Here is a 16,265-nt window from a genome sequence, read left to right as displayed (position 1 = left end):
TGACTGCGGTGTCACTAGGAAGGCGCACACGGTGACCGGATACGCGGCATGTCCATCTCGCAGGTTATCCCCGCGCCCCGCGTGACCCTAAATCGCAGATAGCACCTGGGCGGTGATTACGGTCACAGAATCGCGCTGGTGAGGCGGTGGAGGCTCGTCAGACGGGCTCCTTGTCGGGTATCGGCAGGGGGCGCTTCTCGATCGCGGCGGCCATCACGTCCGGGAAGAGGTCGGGTGTGCAGGCGAAGGCGGGAGCACCCAGGGCGGAGAGGGCTGCCGCGTGGTCGCGGTCGTAGGCCGGGGCGCCCTCGTCGGAGAGGGCGAGCAGCGTCACGAACTGCACGCCGGACGCCTTCATCGCGGCGACCCGCTTCAGCATCTCGTTGCGGATGCCGCCCTCGTAGAGATCGCTGATGAGCACGACGACGGTGTCGGCCGGCCGGGTGATCCGGGACTGGCAGTAGGCCAGGGCCCGGTTGATGTCGGTGCCGCCGCCGAGCTGGGTGCCGAACAGGACGTCCACGGGGTCGTCCAGCTGGTCGGTGAGGTCGACCACCGCCGTGTCGAAGACGACGAGCCGGGTCCGCAGGGCGCGCATCGAGGCGAGCACCGCGCCGAACACCGAGGCGTAGACCACGGAGGCCGCCATCGAACCCGACTGGTCGATGCAGAGGATGACGTCCTTCTTCACCGACTGCGCGGCCCGCCCGTAGCCGATGAGCCGTTCGGGGACGACCGTGCCGGCGCCGTCCCGGCCGGGCAGCTCCAGGTAGTTCTTGAGGTTGGCCCGGATGGTGCGGTCCCAGTCGATGTCGTGGTGGCGGGGCCGGGTGACCTTCGCCGAGCGGTCGAGCGCGCCCGTGAGGGTGGCCCGGGTGCGGGTGGTGAGCCGCTTCTCCAGCTGCTCCACGACCTTGCGGACCACGGCTCGCGCCGTCTCCTTCGTCGTCTCGGGCATCGCCTTGTTGAGGGAGAGCAGCGTGCCGACGAGGTGGACGTCCGCCTCGACGGCCTCCAGCATCTCCGGTTCGAGCAGGAGCGCGGAGAGGCCGAGGCGGTCGATGGCGTCGCGCTGCATGACCTGCACGACGGAGCTGGGGAAATACGTGCGGATGTCGCCGAGCCAGCGGGCCACGGACGGGGCGGAGGCGCCGAGCCCGGCCGAACGCCCGCCGCCGCCCCGGCCGCCGGGCCGCCCCCCGTTGCCGTTCTCGTAGAGCGCGGTCAGCGCTCCGTCCATCGCGGCGTCGCGCCCGGTGAGGGTACGTCCGGTGCTCTCGGCGCTGTCCGCGCCCAGCACCAGGCGCCAGCGCCGCAGCCGCTCGTCGTGGCCGGCGGGGGTGGAGGCGTGGTCGGCGGTGGTGGAGGCGGGGGCTGTGGAGCCGGGGGCGGCGGTGGTGGAGGCGGGGGCGGCGGTGGTGGAGGCGGGGGCTGTGGTGGGGCCGAGGGCTGTGGGGTCGGGGGTCGGCGTGCCGGGGGCGGTCGGCGTGCCGGTGGTCGTCGTCATGCCGTTGGCAGTCGTCACGCTGTTTCCCCCAGGTGTCGGTCGTCGTGGTGTCGGTCGTCGTGGTGTCGGTCGTCCAGGTGTCGGTCGTCCAGGTGTCGGTCGTCCAGGTGTCGGTCGTCGTGGTGTCGGTCGTCGTGGTGGGCGGGTGCCCGGCGGCCGGCCGGGTCCGCTGCCGCTGCCGTTCCTGCTGTATCCGCTGTGACCGGCTGCGGGTCCAGGCCGAGCAGCAGGCGCAGGACCGGGACCACCGCGTCGGCGCGGGCGGTGTCCAGGGCCGGGCCGAAGCCGGGCGCCGTCGTCCCGCCGCCCGCCGCCGAACCGCGGCCCGGGGCGCCGGCGGGGGCCGGGCCGCGCCGGACGAGGTCGCCCAGCGTGCGCCGGACGCCGGGCTCGTACGCCGAGAACGTGCGCCGCAGCAGCGGCAGTACGTCGGTGAAGGTGTCGGCGGGGACGCCGGTGAGCCAGGAGTCGACCAGGGCGAGCAGCCGCTCGTCGTGGACGAGGAGCATGCCGCCGCCTGCCGCCCCGCCGACGAAGCCCTCGATCCAGGCGGCGGCATCGGCCGGAGGGGTGCCCGGTGAGAGGGCGAGGCCCATCAGCCGGACGGCGGCGTCCTGGTCGAGGTGCCCGTCGTCCAGGAGCAGCCGGGCCGCCCGCCCACGGATCACGCCCGCGACCGTGTCCCGGACGGCGAGCTTGTGGAGCACGGCCCGCCAGCGCTCGCGGAGCCCGTCCGCGTTCTCCGGGACGGCGCCGGCGAGCAGCCCGATCGCCGTGTGGACGCCGTCCACCTGTAGGCGCAGCGCCTCGGCCCCGTCGGCGTCGAGCCCGGTGCAGGCGGGGGGCAGGCCGACGCAGATGCGTTCCGCGAGGCCGGTCGCGACCTCGCCGAGCGCGGTGGTGTCCGTGGCGCGGACGTCTCCGTAGCGCAGGGTGCGGGCCAGGGCGGGCAGGGCGTCGGCGAGGTGGCCGACGTCGGCGTCGAGCGCGGCGCGGTCGGCGAGAGCGCGCATGACGACGGGCAGGGCGTCGGGCAGGTCGGCCAGCAGGCAGCGCTCGGCCAGCGCGGTCACCTCGGCGAGCGCGGTGGCGGCCAGGGCGTCCGACTCGGCGCGGGCGGTGGCGGCGGACAGGACGGTGGTGCCCCAGACGCCCGCCTCCGCGACGCGCACGTACAGCTCGGGCTCCCAGCGCAGCCGCCAGCTCTCCCGGAACGTGCCGGTGCTCCCCCGGCCGGCGGCGGGTTCGCCCCAGCCGACGCCGAGGACGCGCAGCCGGTGCAGCAGCCGGCTGCGGGAGGCGTCGGTGTCCTTGCGGAGGTCGAGCTCCATCTCCCGCTCGTCCGCCTCCGGTTTGAGGCGGAGGGTGCGCTGCTGCCGGGTGAGGTCGCGTTGCAGGGGGACGGCGGGGGCGGTGTCGGGGACCTCGCCCAGCGTGGAGCCGACGACGAGGCGGTCCCGGACGAGCGCGAGCGGGACGTCGGAGCCCTCGCACATGACGGCCCGGATCGCGTCGGTCGTCTCGCTCAGCCCGGCGAGCGGCCGGCCGCGCATCGCGGCGAGCGTCTCGGCCAGCCGGACGGCCTCGATGACATGGGCGGAGGAGACGAACCGGTCCTCGTCGCGCAGGAGTCCGGCGACCTTCGTCATCCAGCGCGCGATCGGGCGGTCCGGGGCGGCGAAGAGGTGCTGGTACCAGCCGGGCGACTCGATCCCGGCCCCGTATCCGCTGTGCCGGGCGAGCCGCTGGTGGGTCCACGGCACCCAGGTCAGCTCGGCCTTGACCTTGGGGAGCCCCTTGAGCAGGGCCCGGTCGGCGGTGAGGGTGGTGCGCGTACGCAGGGCGGGCACGTGCCAGGCACCGCACACCACGGCGAAGTCCTCTCCGAACTCCTTGGCCGCTGCACGCAGTTGGATGCGCATGTACGCTTCGCGGACCGCGTCCCGGGGATGCCCGCCGTCTCCGTACGCCTCGCGCAGGGCGGTCATCGCCTCGCCGAGCGCGGCGAACGCGGCGAGCGGGTCGGCCCCCTCGCCGCTGCCCGGGGCCCGGTGCTCGACCACGTCCTCCCACCAGCGCTCGGGGTCGTCGTACCCCGCGGTCTCGGCCAGTACCCGGATCGGGTCGACGGGCACGGCCGCAGGCGGGCCGTCCTCCTCCTCGGGGGCTTCGTCCCGGCCCGCCTCCGCCTCCTCCACGGCCAGCGAGTGCGCCGCGGGCAGGTCGATGAAGCGGACGGGGACGTCCCTCGCCAGGGCCCAGCGAATGGCGACCCACTCCGGGGAGAACTCGGCGAACGGCCAGAACGCCGCCCGTCCCGGGTCGTCCACCGCATGGGCGAGCAGGGCGACGGGGGGCCGCATCTCCTCGTCGGCCGCGAGCGGCAGGAGCGCGTCGCCCTCGGGCGGGCCCTCGATGAGGACCGCCTGCGGGCGGGCGGCGTCCAGGGCGGCGCGGACGGCGCGGGCGGAGCCGGGGCCGTGGTGCCGCACCCCCAGCAGCAGCGGCCCCGAAGCGCGTGCGGTGGTCATACGGACGCCTCCCGGCAGGCGCGGTAGAAGTCCTTCCAGCCGTCCCGCTCCCGCACCACGGTCTCCAGGTACTCCTGCCAGACCACCCGGTCGGCCGCCGGATCGCGGACGACCGCGCCGAGGATGCCGGCCGCGACATCGCCCGGGCGCAGCACGCCGTCCCCGAAGTGGGCGGCGAGCGCGAGGCCGTTGGTCACGACGGAGATGGCCTCGGCCGTGGACAGCGTCCCCGAGGGGGATTTGAGTTTGGTGCGGCCGTCGGTGGTGACGCCGTCGCGCAGTTCGCGAAAGACCGTGACGACGCGGCGGATCTCCGCGAGACCGTCGGGCGCGGGTGGCAGATCGAGGGAGCGGCCGACCTGGTCGACGCGGCGGGAGACGATGTCGACCTCCGCCTCCGGGGTGGCCGGCAGCGGCAGGACCACGGTGTTGAACCGGCGGCGCAGCGCGCTGGACAGCTCGTTGACCCCGCGGTCGCGGTCGTTGGCCGTGGCGATGACGTTGAACCCGCGCACCGCCTGGACCTCCTGGCCCAGTTCGGGCAGGGGCAGGGTCTTCTCCGAGAGGATCGTGATCAGCGAGTCCTGCACATCGGCGGGGATGCGGGTCAGTTCCTCGATGCGGGCGGTCATGCCCTGGGACATGGCGCGCATCAGCGGGCTGGGCACCAGGGCGTCACGGCTGGGGCCGTGCGCGAGCAGCTGCGCGTAGTTCCACCCGTAGCGGACGGCTTCCTCGGGGGTGCCCGCCGTGCCCTGGACGAGCAGCGTCGAGTCGCCGCTGACGGCGGCCGCCAGGTGCTCGGAGACCCAGGTCTTGGCGGTGCCGGGGACGCCGAGGAGCAGCAGGGCCCGGTCGGTGGCGAGCGTGGTGACGGCGACCTCGACGAGGCGGCGCGGGCCCACGTACTTGGGTGTGATGACGGTGCCGTCCGGCAGCGTGCCGCCGAGCAGATACGTGGCCACGGCCCAGGGCGACAGGCGCCAGCGCTCGGGGCGCGGCCGGTCGTCGGCGGCGGCGAGCGCCTTCAGCTCGTCGGCGAAGGCGTCCTCGGCGTGCGGGCGCAGGGCCTCGCCGGCGGTGGCTTCGGTGGTTTCGGACACGGTCATGGATCCCCCTCCAGATCGTTCGGCAGATCGCTCGGCCTGGTGTGGTTCCCACCGTGCACCATGGCACTGACAATCGGTCTTTGCCCAGGTCAGAGCGATTGTCAGTGGGGCGGCCTAACGTCGTTGGCATGGTGCTGACTGACGGGGGAGAACCCTTGGGCGCCGCTGCTCCCGCGGCGCGCTGGACGGTGGAGCAGGTCTTGGCCCTGGCTCCTGACGACGCCTCACGCAAGGGGGGGAACAAGCTCGGTGCGCCCGGTTCCTGGTCGGACACCGGGGCGGACGGCGCGGGTGCGGTGTGGGGGCTGTGCAAGGGGAGCGGCAGCAAGCCGTACCGGACGGTGGTCGACACGACCGGGCCCGCGTACCGGTGCAGTTGCCCCAGCCGGAAGTTCCCGTGCAAGCACGCGCTGGGCCTGCTGCTGCTCCGGGCCGCGGACGACGCGGCCGTGCCGGCCGGGGCACCGCCGGACTGGGCCGAGGAGTGGCTGGGCGGCCGCCGCGTACGCGCTGAGGCGAAGGCGCGGCCCGCCGGGGGTGGCGGCGCGGCGGGCGGGCCTGCCGACCCGGCCGCCGCGCGCAGGCGTGCGGAGAAGCGCGCGGAGCGGATCGGGGGCGGTGCGCGGGAGTTGGAGCAGCGGCTGACGGACCTGCTGCGCGGTGGTCTCGCGGCGGCCGATCAGGCGGGGTACGGGCTGTGGGAGGAGACGGCGGCCCGCATGGTCGACGCGCAGGCGCCGGGCCTCGCGGGCCGGGTGCGGGAGCTGGGGGCCGTCGCGTCGTCCGGCCCCGGCTGGCCGGTGCGGCTGCTGGAGGAGTGCGCGCTGCTCCACCTGCTGGACGCGGCCTGGCTGGGCATCGACCGGCTGCCGCAGCCACTGGCGGCCACGGTGCGCACCCGGGTGGGCCTGCCGGCCTCGGCGGAGGGGCCGCCGGTCCGCGACCGCTGGCTGGTCCTCGCCCAGTACGACACCCCCGAGGGCAAGATCGTCACCCGCCGCATCTGGCTGTACGGCGAGGAGTCGGGCCGTACGGCGCTGCTGCTGTCCTTCGGGGCGGCCGGACGCTCCCCGGGGCAGGCCCTGCCCGTGGGCGTCAGGATCGACGCCGAGCTGACGCCCCATCCGGGGTCCGGGCAGCTGCGGGCCGAGCTGGGTGAGCGGTTCGGTGTGCCCGAGCCGGCCGGTGCGCCTCCGCCGGGGGTCTCGGTGGCCGAGGCGATCAGCGCGTACGGGCGGGCCCTGGGCGACGATCCGTGGCTGGACTCCTGGCCGGTGACCTTGCGCGATGTCATACCCGTGCCGGGCGCGGACGGCTGGCAGCTGGTGGACGCGCGGGGCCGCGAGGCGCTGCCCGTCACCGCCGCCGCGCTGTCCCGGCCGGCGCTCTGGAAGCTCGTCGCGGTCTCGGGCGGCGGGCCGCTCACCGTCTTCGGCGAGTGCGGGCACCGCGGCTTCGACCCGCTCGCCGCCTGGCCCGCCGCGCCCGCCCCGGCCGGGGCGGGGCCCGTGGCGTCCCCGCCCGTGGGACCCGCCGGCGCCGAGACCGTACCGCTCGTCTGACTCCCGAAGGAGGCACGATGCCCCGCACCACCGCACCCACCACGCCCGCCGCGTCCACGCCCGCGTCCGGGGGGCTCTCCGATGTGCTCGCGGCCTCACCGTGGGAGGACCTGGTCACCTCGGCCCTGCTCGGCACGGACCGCCGCCCGCCCGGGGATGCCTCCGGGGCGGGCCCGGACGGTGCGGCGTCGGCGTTGCTGGACGCCGCCGCGCTGCACACCGTGCGGCGCCGGGCCGGACTGCTGCCCGCCGCCGCGTCCCCCCGGCCCGCACCGGCACCCGACGACCCCCGGCCGCCCCTGCCCGGGGCCGCCCGCGGCCGACTGGCGCAGCTCCTCGCGGACCGGGCCGCGGCGGGTGGTTCCGGCGGCCGACGCGGTACGGCCCCCGACCTGACGGAGCTCATCCCGCAGTGGCTGGCCACCGCCAACCTGCACGGTTACCGGGCGCCCGACTCCGCCCTGCCCGCCCTGCTGGACGCGGCCAGGGCCCGCACCGATCTGCGGCCGCAGGCACTGGAGTTCGCGGGCCCGCGCGGGCTGTGGCTGGCCGGGCTCAATCCGGAGTGGAAGTTCGCGCTGCGCGGCGCGTCCGGAAGCGCGCTGCCGCCTTCGCCGCCCGACGCGGAAGCGGTGCAACGGCTCTGGGAGGAGGGCCTGTTCGCGGAGCGGGTCGCGCTGCTGGGCGCCGTACGGGCACGGGACGCGGAGGCCGCCCGGGCGCTGCTCGCCAGCACCTGGAAGACGGAACGGGCCGAGGACCGGCTGATGTTCGTCGACTCACTGCGCACCGGACTGTCCGACGCGGACGAGGAGTTCCTGGAGCATGCGCTCGCGGACCGCAGCCGCAATGTCCGGGCGACCGCCGCCGAGTTGCTGTCCGCACTGCCCGGTTCGGCGCTCGCCCGCCGGATGGCGGACCGCGCGCTGTCCTGCGTGAGCCCCGGGCTGACCGGTGACGAGCCGTTCGTGGCGGTGGAGGCGCCGCACGAGTGCGATGCGGAGATGCAGCGCGACGGCGTGGTGGCCCTCCCGCCCTCCGGCCGGGGCGAACGGTCCTGGTGGCTGGGCCAGTTGGTGGAGTCCTCGCCGCTCTCCGTCTGGCCGGCGCGGTTCGGCGGGCGCGGCGCGGACGAGATCGTGGCGCTGCCCGTCGCGGACGGCTGGGGCGAGGAACTGCACGGGGCCTGGTGCCGGGCGGCGGTCCGGCAGCACGACGCGGAATGGGCGCGGGCCCTGCTCGGCCCGCCCTCGACGCCCCCGTCGAACGGCCCCGGCACGGCGTCGCTCGCCGAGCGGGCGAAGCTCCTGGCGGTGCTGCCCCCGGCGGAACGGGCTAGCTGGGTGGCCGATTTCGTCGCCGCACACGGCTTGTCGGAGGCGTTCCAGCTGCTCGGGGTCTGCCCGGTGCCGTGGGCGGAGCCGCTCGGGCGCTCCGTGGTCGACGCCCTCGACATAGCCCGCGACGCGGGCAGCTACCCGTGGAGCTTCAGCGGCGTCATGGGCCTCGCCGAACGCTGCCTCGACCCGGACCAGGCAAGCCGCCTGGAGATCCTGACCACGCCCCCCGCCGAACCGGCGGACGCCTCCCCCGGTGCGAACGGCTACTGGTCGGAGGCGTTCCAGCGCCTGGTCTCCACGCTGCGCGTGCGCGCCACGATGGACAGCGAGCTGTCCGGGGGGCGCGGGGGTGAGCCTGCGCGGCAGGGGTGAGCCTGCGCGGCGGGGGCGAGCCCGCGCGGCGGGCGGGTGACCCCACGCGGCGAGGGTGAGCCCGCGGGCGGGGCGAGCCCGCGGCCGGGGTGAGCCCGTGGGCGGGCGCGGGGCCACCGGGGTGAGCCTCCGGGCGGTGCGGGGCCGCCCCAGCGCGGGTTCGGCCACCCCGGGAGGCGCCGAGTGCTCGGGCGGACGGTGACACGCCTACCGCCCGGCGGGGGCGGACGGTGACACGCCTACCGCCCGGCGGGGGCGGACGTGGGCCGCAGCGACCCCCGGCACCCGGGCCGGGTCACGCCTCGGCGGGCTGGCGGACGTTCGCGTTGACCCAGTCGACGATCGCGGTGGTCGTCGCGCCGGGGGTGAAGATCTCCGCGACACCCTGCTCCTTCAGCGGTGCGATGTCCGCCTCCGGGATGATGCCGCCGCCGAAGACCTTGATGTCCTCCGCCTCGCGCTCCTTCAGCAGCTCGATCACCTTCGCGAACAGGGTGTTGTGCGCGCCCGAGAGAATCGAGAGGCCGATCGCGTCGGCGTCCTCCTGGATGGCGGTGTCCACGATCTGCTCGGGCGTCTGGTGGAGCCCCGTGTAGATGACTTCCATACCGGCGTCCCGCAGCGCCCGCGCGATCACCTTGGCCCCGCGGTCATGGCCGTCGAGGCCCGGCTTCGCCACCACCACACGGATCGGACCGGTCACACCCATCACTGCCTCCACATGCGTCTCCCGTGCCTGAAGGGCCGGGGATGTGAACGAACGTTATCCACAGCATCCCGCAAGCCGCCGTTTCGCGGTGGACCGGGAGGGGGAAATCACACATGGGACATTGTTCACGGGCGCCGAGGCCGGGCGCCCGGGGAGCCGCGTCGGGTCGCCGTACCACCGCGCCGTCAGCCGCACGGCACGGTGGTACGGGCCACCTGGACCTGACCTCCGAGACGGCGCCCCACCAGGGCATACGGGAAGGGAGCCCCCTTCCCGGGCGCCGGAGCAGGAGGTCGACCATGAAGACCCCGAGCCTGCCGATCGCCTCCCTACCGATCCCCTCGATCCCCTCGTTCCCCTCGTTCCTCTCCCTACCGATCCTCTCCCTACCGATCTCGGCTCTGCCGATTCCGTCTCTACCGATGCCATCCCTCGCGATGCCATCCCTCGCGATGCCTTCCGTGTCGGCCGCGCTGCTGAGAGCGACCGCGCTGGAGCTCGCGGTGCTCGCCGGGCACGCGCTGCTGTATCCGACCGGCATCGCCGGCGAACGGCGCCCCGAGGAGGCCCCGGCTGCCCGTGTCGCCTGCGACCTGCCGGCCGGCGAGGGCGCCGACCGGCCACCCGTCGTCTTTCTGCACGGTTTCATCGACAACCGTTCGGTCTTCGTCCTGCTGCGCCGCTCGCTGGCCCGGCACGGCTGGCGCCATCTGGAGTCGCTCAACCACTCCCCGCTGACCAGCGACATCCGTACGGCCGCGGAGTTGCTGGACCGGCACATCGAGGAGATCTGCGCCCGCACCGGTCACCACCGGGTCGACATCGTGGGCCACAGCCTCGGGGGGCTCATCGCGCGCTACTACGTCCAGCGCCTGGGCGGTGACCACCGGGTCCGCACCCTGGTCACGCTGGGTACGCCGCACGCCGGCACCGCCGTAGCCCCGCTGGCCGGCGCGCTGCCCATCGTGCGCCAGATGCGCAGCGGCTCGGGCCCGATCGAGGAGCTGAGGCTGCCCGCGCCCGGCTGCCGTACCCGGTTCGTCAGCTTCTGGAGCGAGCTGGACCGGGTGATCGTCCCGCCCGAGGCGGCCTGCGTCGAGCACCCGGACCTCGACGCGGTGAACGTACGCGTCACCGGCATCGGGCACCTCGCGCTGCCGGTGCACCCGGCCGTGGCGGCGGCCGTACGCCAGGCGCTCGACGTGGCGGAGCCCGCCCACGGGTCCACCGGGCCTACCGGCTCGGCCTCCGTCGCCTGAAACCGAACAGGCTTCGAACATAGGGCCAAGGCTCTGTGCGGGCGCCGTCGAAAGACAGCCGATTGCCCCTTTTCCCGTGCCCCGCGGAGCCGTCGAAGATTGTCGGCGGCGGATACCGCCGGGTACAGTCGCGGCCACTGCTTAGCCCCGGGGTCCCCACGCCCCGGACTGGTCCTGCTGCCGAGGCGAGAGAGAAGTTGGTGAACGACCAGCACCCCCACGCCGCCGGGTATGCCGGATACGACGGTCACTCCACGGGCAGCTTCGACAGTGACCCGCTCTTCGGATCCCTCCCCGGCACCTACGACGGCTCGTACGACACCGCAGGGGGCTACGGCACCCCGTACACCGGCGGAGAAGCCGGATCCGGATACAGCGGCTCGTACGACTCCTCCCCGTGGGACACCGGCGCCCATCAGGCCGTCGAGTACAGCCACTTCACCACCGACTACCCGGCCTACGCCGACCAGGCCCAGCAGCACCCGCAGTACGACGCCTCCCCCACGTACGACACCGCCGCCACCTGGCTGCCGACGGAGGGCTACGCCCCCGGCATCCCCACGCAGGGCGGCGCCCCGGACTCCTCCGGCCAGTGGGACACCACCGCCTGGAACACCGCTACCCCGTGGCAGGCCGACGACACGGGGTCGTACGACACCGGCGCGTACGACGCCACCGCCTGGAACACCGGCGCCACGCCCGAGCACGCTCGGCAAAATATGCAAAACCTGACCGGCTCGAACGAAGCCGAACAGAACCCCCCGGCAGACACGTACGAGGCACGCGCGGCACATGAGGCACACGCGGCACATGGGGCCCACGAGGCGCGGGACGCGTACGAGGCACACGACACGTACGTGACGCACGACGCCCCTGCGACGCACGACGCCCACGACACGTACGACGCCTACGAGCCGCACGAGACGTACGAGCCCGGCACCGGCCCGGCCGGCCCGGCCGGCCTCGCCGACCCGGCCGACCCCGCCGACCCCGCCGACCCCGCCGACCTCGCCGACTCCACCGGCCCCGCCGAGCACCCCGATCTCGCCCCGGTCGACGCGCACCACCCCGCCGGCCGGCCCGGCACCCGCAGCGGTGGCCGCAGCCGCAGGCGTTCCCCCGCGAAGCGTTCCGCACTCCTCACCGTCGCCGTTCCCTCCGCCTGCGTGATGAGCGTGGCCGGGATCGCCGCCGCCTCCGTGAGCGGCATGGGCGGGGACGAGGCGAAGAAGGACGCGACCACGACGATGGCCGCCGCCGACCCCGGCACGGTCAAGCCGGTCGCGGCCAACAACGCTCTGGACACCCAGCTCGCCAACCTCAGGGCCGACGCGGAGAACTTCGCGGACCGCGCCAGCCGTACCCAGGAGCGCATCGACCTCAAGGAGCGGCAGGCCGCCGAGAAGAGGAAGCGCGCGGCGGAGGCGGCCCGCAAGGAGGCCCTGCGCCCCAAGTTCGTGATGCCGGTCAAGCAGCACGGGCTGAGCGCGTACTTCGGCCAGGCGGGCGTCAACTGGATGTCCGTGCACACGGGCATCGACTTCCCGGTCCAGTACGGCACCCCGGTGATGGCCGCGACCGATGGCACCGTCCGTACGCAGTACAACAGCGCCTACGGCAACATGGCCATCGTGACCATGGCGGACGGCACCGAGACCTGGTACTGCCACCTCAGCAGCACCCGTATCCGCTCGGGCCAGGTCAAGGCGGGCGACGTCATCGCGTACTCCGGGAGCTCCGGGAACTCGACCGGTCCGCACATGCACTTCGAGGTGCGGCCCGGCGGCGGCGCGGCCATCGACCCGCTGCCCTGGCTCCGCAGCCACGGCGTCAACCCGACCTGAGCAGGTAACCGCCCGGCCCCGGAGCCCCAAGAGCCCCGGGGCCGTCAGCCCCAAGAGCCCCGGGGCCGTCAGGCGGGCGTCAGAGCTTCTGCACCGGCGCGTACCTCAGGAGCAGCTTCTTCGGCCGGTCGTCGCCGAAGTCGACCGTGGCCTTCGCCTGGTCGCCGACGCCCTCGACCGCCGTCACCGTGCCCAGGCCGAACTGGTCGTGCGTGACCCGGTCGCCCGCCACCAGGGTGATCGTCGGCTTGTCCGAGGTCCGCCGGGTGGCGAAGCCGGACGGGCCGGAGCGGGCGCGGGAGGCGGAGAGCGACGAGGTGATGCCCGATGTGGGCCCCGCCGGGGCGGCCATCGGGCCCTTGCGCTTCCAGTCCAGGTGCTGGTCCGGGATCTCCTCCAGGAACCGCGACGGTGGGTTGTACGAGGGCTGGCCCCAGGCGCTGCGCATGGCCGCCCGGGTCAGGTACAGCCGCTCGCGGGCGCGGGTGATGCCGACGTACGCGAGGCGGCGCTCCTCCTCCAGCTCCTTGACCTGGCCCAGCGCCCGCATGTGCGGGAAGACGCCGTCCTCCATGCCGGTCAGGAAGACCACCGGGAATTCGAGGCCCTTCGCCGTGTGCAGGGTCATCAGCGTGATGACGCCGGAGCCGTCGGTGTCCTCGTCGGGGATCTGGTCGGAGTCGGCGACGAGCGCCACCTTCTCCAGGAACTCCGCGAGGGTGCCCGCGCCCTCCTCCTCGCCGCGCTCCTGCTCGAATTCGAGCGCGACGGCGGCCAGCTCCTGGAGGTTCTCGATGCGGGTCTCGTCCTGCGGGTCGGTGGACGCCTGGAGCTCGGCGAGGTAGCCCGTACGCTCCAGGACCGCTTCGAGCACCACGGCCGGGCCGGCTCCGGACTCCACGACCGTGCGCAGCTCCTCCATCAGCGTGTTGAACCGCTTCACGGCGTTGGCGGAGCGGGCGGCCATGCCGTACGCCTCGTCCACGCGGCGCAGCGCCTGCGGGAAGCTGATCTTCTCGCGCAGGGACAGGGCGTCGATCATCGCCTCGGCGCGGTCGCCGATGCCGCGCTTGGGGACGTTCAGGATGCGGCGGAGCGGGACGGTGTCCTCGGGGTTGGCCAGGACCCGGAGGTAGGCCAGGACGTCCCGGACCTCCTTGCGCTCGTAGAAGCGCACGCCGCCGACGACCTTGTAGGGCAGGCCGACGCGGATGAAGATCTCCTCGAAGACACGGGACTGCGCGTTCGTCCGGTAGAAGACGGCGACGTCGCCGGCCTTGGCGTCGCCCGCGTCGGTGAGGCGGTCGATCTCCTCGGCGACGAACTGCGCCTCGTCGTGCTCGGTGTCCGCGACGTAGCCGGTGATGCGGGCGCCGGTGCCGGCGTTGGTCCACAGGTTCTTGGGGCGGCGGCTCTCGTTGCGCTCGATGACCGCGTTGGCGGCGGACAGGATCGTCTGGGTGGAGCGGTAGTTCTGCTCCAGCAGGATCGTCGTCGCGTCCGGGTAGTCCTCCTCGAACTGGAGGATGTTGCGGATGGTCGCGCCCCGGAAGGCGTAGATCGACTGGTCCGCGTCACCCACGACGCACAGCTCGGCGGGGGCGTCCTCGGGGCCGGCCGGGCCGACCAGCTCCCGTACGAGGGTGTACTGCGCGTGGTTGGTGTCCTGGTACTCGTCGACCAGGACGTGCCGGAAGCGGCGGCGGTAGTGCTCGGCGACGTCGGGGAATGCCTGGAGCAGGTGGACCGTCGTCATGATGATGTCGTCGAAGTCCAGCGCGTTGGCCTCGCGCAGCCGGGCCTGGTACATCGCGTACGCCTGGGCGAGGGTCTTCTCGAAACCATCGGTTGCCTGACCCGCGAAGGTCTCCTCGTCGATGAGCTCGTTCTTGAGGTTGGAGACCTTGGCGGTGAACGACTTCGGCGGGTAGCGCTTCGGGTCCAGCTCCAGGTCGCGGCAGACCAGGGCCATCAGCCGCTTGGAGTCGGCCGCGTCGTAGATCGAGAACGAGGAGGTGAAGCCGAGCTTCTTCGACTCGCGGCGAAGGATGCGGACGCACGCGCTGTGGAAGGTCATGACCCACATGGCGTTGGCCCGGGGCCCGACGAGCTGCTCGACGCGCTCCTTCATCTCGCCGGCGGCCTTGTTGGTGAAGGTGATCGCCAGGATCTGGCCGGGGTGCACTCCGCGCTCGGCCAGGAGGTGGGCGATGCGGTGGGTCAGCACCCGGGTCTTGCCGGAGCCGGCGCCGGCGACGATGAGCAGCGGGGAACCGGCGTGCACGACGGCGGCGCGCTGCTCGGTGTTCAGCCCGTCGAGCAGGGCCGCCGGGTCGATGACGGGGCGGTGGGCGCCGTCGCGGTAGTACGCGTCGCGCGGGGGCGGGGGCCCGTCGAACACGCCCGCGAAAAGGTCCTCCGGCACCGCTTCGGGTGCGGAGTCCTCGGGGGGCGGCGGGGGCCGTTCCTCCTCGGACTGGAGGCCGGCCAGGAAACTGTCGTCAAAGAGGCTGCTCATCGCTGTCCGAGTCTAAAGCTCCGCACCGACACTCGGCCCCGCTCCGAAAAGGTCACGAAAATGTATCGGGCATATCGAACATCAACCTTCCCAGCGGCGCCATGCGTTGGCTAGCGTGCTCGTTCGGACGGCCCGTACCCCCAGAGGCGACCCACGCCGAGCGGGCGTCCACGCCGAATCCGGGCATCCCCAGGGCGCCCGGAACCGGGGACCCACACGCATCACCGGGGTGAATCGGTCCGCGTCCCCCACTGGACCGTAGGGCAGCCTTCCGTTCCGCCCGAACCCGACAGCTAACCCGGTAGGCGGTCCACGGAAGGAGATGCCGGCCTTGGCGTCGCATCGCAAACCGCGCACCCGGATGCGCTCCACCGCCCCCGCCGTCGGGCTGACCTCGGCCGCGCTGGCGTCGGTGACCCTGTTGTCCTCGCAGAGCGCGATGGCCGCCCCGGCGCCCAGGCCCAGCATCGAGGAAGTGCAGAAGAAGGTCGACGACCTCTACCGGCAGGCGGGCACCGCGACCCAGAAGTACAACCAGGCGAAGGAGGCCACGGACAAGCAGCGGACCAAGGTCGACACGCTGCTGGAGGACGTGGCCAAGCGCACCGCGAAGGTGAACGACGCCCGCAGGACGCTCGGCAACTACGCCGCCGCCCAGTACCGCGACGGCGCCCTCGCGCCGACCGCGACCTTCTTCCTGGCCGACGACCCGCAGTCGTTCTTCGACCAGACCCACCTGATGAACCGGATGGCCGACCGCCAGCAGCAGGCGGTCACGGAGTTCCGTACGCAGCAGGCCAAGGTCTCCGAGCAGCGCGCCCGGGCGGTCGAGAACCTGGAGACGCTCACCGAGTCGCAGACCGCGCTGCGCACCAGCAAGCAGAACGTCCAGACCAAGCTGACCGAGGCCCGGACGCTGCTGTCGAAGCTGACCGCCGAGGAGAAGGCGCGCCTGGCGGAGCTGGAGCGCAAGAAGGAGGCGGAGGCCAGGCGCAAGGCGGCGGAGCTGGCGAAGAAGCAGGCCGCCGCCAAGAAGGAGGCCGCGCGCAGGGCGAAGGAGTCGGGCGGCGGCGGTACGGAGACGGGCTCGGGTTCCGGTTCCGGTTCGGGCGCCGGTTCCAGCGCCTCGACGAAGGCGGAGAGGGTCCTCGCCTTCGCCCGGGCGCAGATCGGCAAGCCGTACGTCTGGGGGGCGACCGGCCCCTCCTCGTACGACTGCTCGGGGCTCACCCGGGCGGCGTGGAAGGCGGCCGGGGTCGACATACCCCGGACCACCTGGGACCAGGTGAACGTCGGCACCCGGATCGCCACCGCCGATCTCCAACCCGGTGACCTGGTCTTCTTCTACGACGACATCAGCCACGTCGGGATCTACAAGGGCGACGGCATGATGATCCACGCACCGAAGCCCGGGGCGAACGTGCGCGAGGAGTCGATCTACTACATGCCGATCTACGGAAGCGTGCGCCCGGCCTGACCGGGGAAGGGGGCCGGCCCGGGAGCGGGCCGGCCCG

The 16,265-nt window shown here is 73.7% G+C and carries 10 protein-coding genes and 1 riboswitch; of the genes, 5 read left to right on the top strand and 5 right to left on the bottom strand.

Features of this window, described 5'->3' with window-relative positions; genetic code table 11:
- Positions 1-157: 157 nt before the first annotated feature.
- Genes E6R18_RS29925 through E6R18_RS29905 form a run of 3 tightly spaced genes read right to left on the bottom strand, consistent with a single transcriptional unit; the run spans position 158 to position 5,147 of the window.
- Positions 158-1,525 carry a VWA domain-containing protein gene (locus E6R18_RS29925; protein ID WP_240799898.1) on the bottom strand — a complete coding sequence of 456 codons (1,368 nt, stop codon included), beginning with the start codon at positions 1,523-1,525 and terminating at the stop codon, positions 158-160.
- Positions 1,522-4,038 (bottom strand): DUF5682 family protein, encoded by a 2,517-nt coding sequence (locus E6R18_RS29910; protein WP_240799897.1) that lies wholly within the window; start codon positions 4,036-4,038, stop codon positions 1,522-1,524. The genes E6R18_RS29925 and E6R18_RS29910 overlap by 4 nt, the downstream gene beginning before the upstream one ends.
- Positions 4,035-5,147 carry an AAA family ATPase gene (locus tag E6R18_RS29905; protein ID WP_136320010.1) on the bottom strand — a complete coding sequence of 371 codons (1,113 nt, stop codon included), beginning with the start codon at positions 5,145-5,147 and terminating at the stop codon, positions 4,035-4,037. Before E6R18_RS29905 ends, E6R18_RS29910 begins: the two co-directional genes overlap by 4 nt.
- 128 nt (positions 5,148-5,275) lie before the next feature.
- Between E6R18_RS29905 and E6R18_RS29900 the strand changes: the two genes are divergently transcribed.
- Positions 5,276-6,709, top strand: a complete 1,434-nt coding sequence (locus E6R18_RS29900) for an SWIM zinc finger family protein (RefSeq protein WP_240799896.1) — start codon at positions 5,276-5,278, stop codon at positions 6,707-6,709.
- Positions 6,710-6,726: 17 nt separating this feature from the next.
- Positions 6,727-8,421 carry a DUF5691 domain-containing protein gene (locus E6R18_RS29895; protein WP_136320009.1) on the top strand — a complete coding sequence of 565 codons (1,695 nt, stop codon included), beginning with the start codon at positions 6,727-6,729 and terminating at the stop codon, positions 8,419-8,421.
- Between the two features lie 295 nt (positions 8,422-8,716).
- Here E6R18_RS29895 and E6R18_RS29890 read toward each other — a convergent pair whose 3' ends face one another.
- Positions 8,717-9,130 carry a cobalamin B12-binding domain-containing protein gene (locus tag E6R18_RS29890; RefSeq protein ID WP_136320008.1) on the bottom strand — a complete coding sequence of 138 codons (414 nt, stop codon included), beginning with the start codon at positions 9,128-9,130 and terminating at the stop codon, positions 8,717-8,719.
- 452 nt (positions 9,131-9,582) lie between these two features.
- Here E6R18_RS29890 and E6R18_RS29885 point away from each other — a divergent pair, with 452 nt between their 5' ends.
- Positions 9,583-10,389 carry an alpha/beta fold hydrolase gene (locus E6R18_RS29885; RefSeq protein ID WP_346765014.1) on the top strand — a complete coding sequence of 269 codons (807 nt, stop codon included), beginning with the start codon at positions 9,583-9,585 and terminating at the stop codon, positions 10,387-10,389.
- A 200-nt stretch (positions 10,390-10,589) separates the two neighbouring features.
- Positions 10,590-12,233 carry a M23 family metallopeptidase gene (locus E6R18_RS29880; protein WP_136320006.1) on the top strand — a complete coding sequence of 548 codons (1,644 nt, stop codon included), beginning with the start codon at positions 10,590-10,592 and terminating at the stop codon, positions 12,231-12,233.
- 79 nt (positions 12,234-12,312) lie between these two features.
- On the opposite strand, the gene pcrA is transcribed toward E6R18_RS29880, so the two are convergent.
- A complete protein-coding gene (gene pcrA / locus E6R18_RS29875; protein ID WP_136320005.1) occupies positions 12,313-14,751 on the bottom strand; it encodes a DNA helicase PcrA in 2,439 nt (812 codons plus the stop codon).
- A 161-nt stretch (positions 14,752-14,912) separates the two neighbouring features.
- Positions 14,913-15,075, top strand: a riboswitch (cyclic di-AMP (ydaO/yuaA leader).
- On the opposite strand from pcrA, the gene E6R18_RS29870 reads away from it, so the two are divergent.
- Positions 15,074-16,228 carry a C40 family peptidase gene (locus E6R18_RS29870; protein WP_168712477.1) on the top strand — a complete coding sequence of 385 codons (1,155 nt, stop codon included), beginning with the start codon at positions 15,074-15,076 and terminating at the stop codon, positions 16,226-16,228. (Overlaps the previous riboswitch by 2 nt.)
- The last annotated feature ends 37 nt before the right edge of the window (positions 16,229-16,265 follow it).

The sequence above is a fragment of the Streptomyces sp. A1277 genome, assembly GCF_004795015.1.
Taxonomy (GTDB): domain Bacteria; phylum Actinomycetota; class Actinomycetes; order Streptomycetales; family Streptomycetaceae; genus Streptomyces.
The sequence above is the reverse complement of the archived record's forward strand: the minus strand, read 5'-3'. Positions and strand labels throughout refer to the sequence as shown.

What these genes read in the sequence shown, in the direction of transcription:
- E6R18_RS29910 (WP_240799897.1), bottom strand. Translation starts at nt 4,038, where the DNA reads ATGACCACCGCACGCGCTTCGGGGCCGCTGCTGCTGGGGGTGCGGCAC.
- E6R18_RS29905 (WP_136320010.1), bottom strand. Translation starts at nt 5,147, where the DNA reads ATGACCGTGTCCGAAACCACCGAAGCCACCGCCGGCGAGGCCCTGCGC.
- E6R18_RS29900 (WP_240799896.1), top strand. Translation starts at nt 5,276, where the DNA reads ATGGTGCTGACTGACGGGGGAGAACCCTTGGGCGCCGCTGCTCCCGCG.
- E6R18_RS29895 (WP_136320009.1), top strand. Translation starts at nt 6,727, where the DNA reads ATGCCCCGCACCACCGCACCCACCACGCCCGCCGCGTCCACGCCCGCG.
- E6R18_RS29890 (WP_136320008.1), bottom strand. Translation starts at nt 9,130, where the DNA reads ATGGGTGTGACCGGTCCGATCCGTGTGGTGGTGGCGAAGCCGGGCCTC.
- E6R18_RS29885 (WP_346765014.1), top strand. Translation starts at nt 9,583, where the DNA reads ATGCCTTCCGTGTCGGCCGCGCTGCTGAGAGCGACCGCGCTGGAGCTC.
- pcrA (WP_136320005.1), bottom strand. Translation starts at nt 14,751, where the DNA reads ATGAGCAGCCTCTTTGACGACAGTTTCCTGGCCGGCCTCCAGTCCGAG.
- E6R18_RS29870 (WP_168712477.1), top strand. Translation starts at nt 15,074, where the DNA reads ATGCCGGCCTTGGCGTCGCATCGCAAACCGCGCACCCGGATGCGCTCC.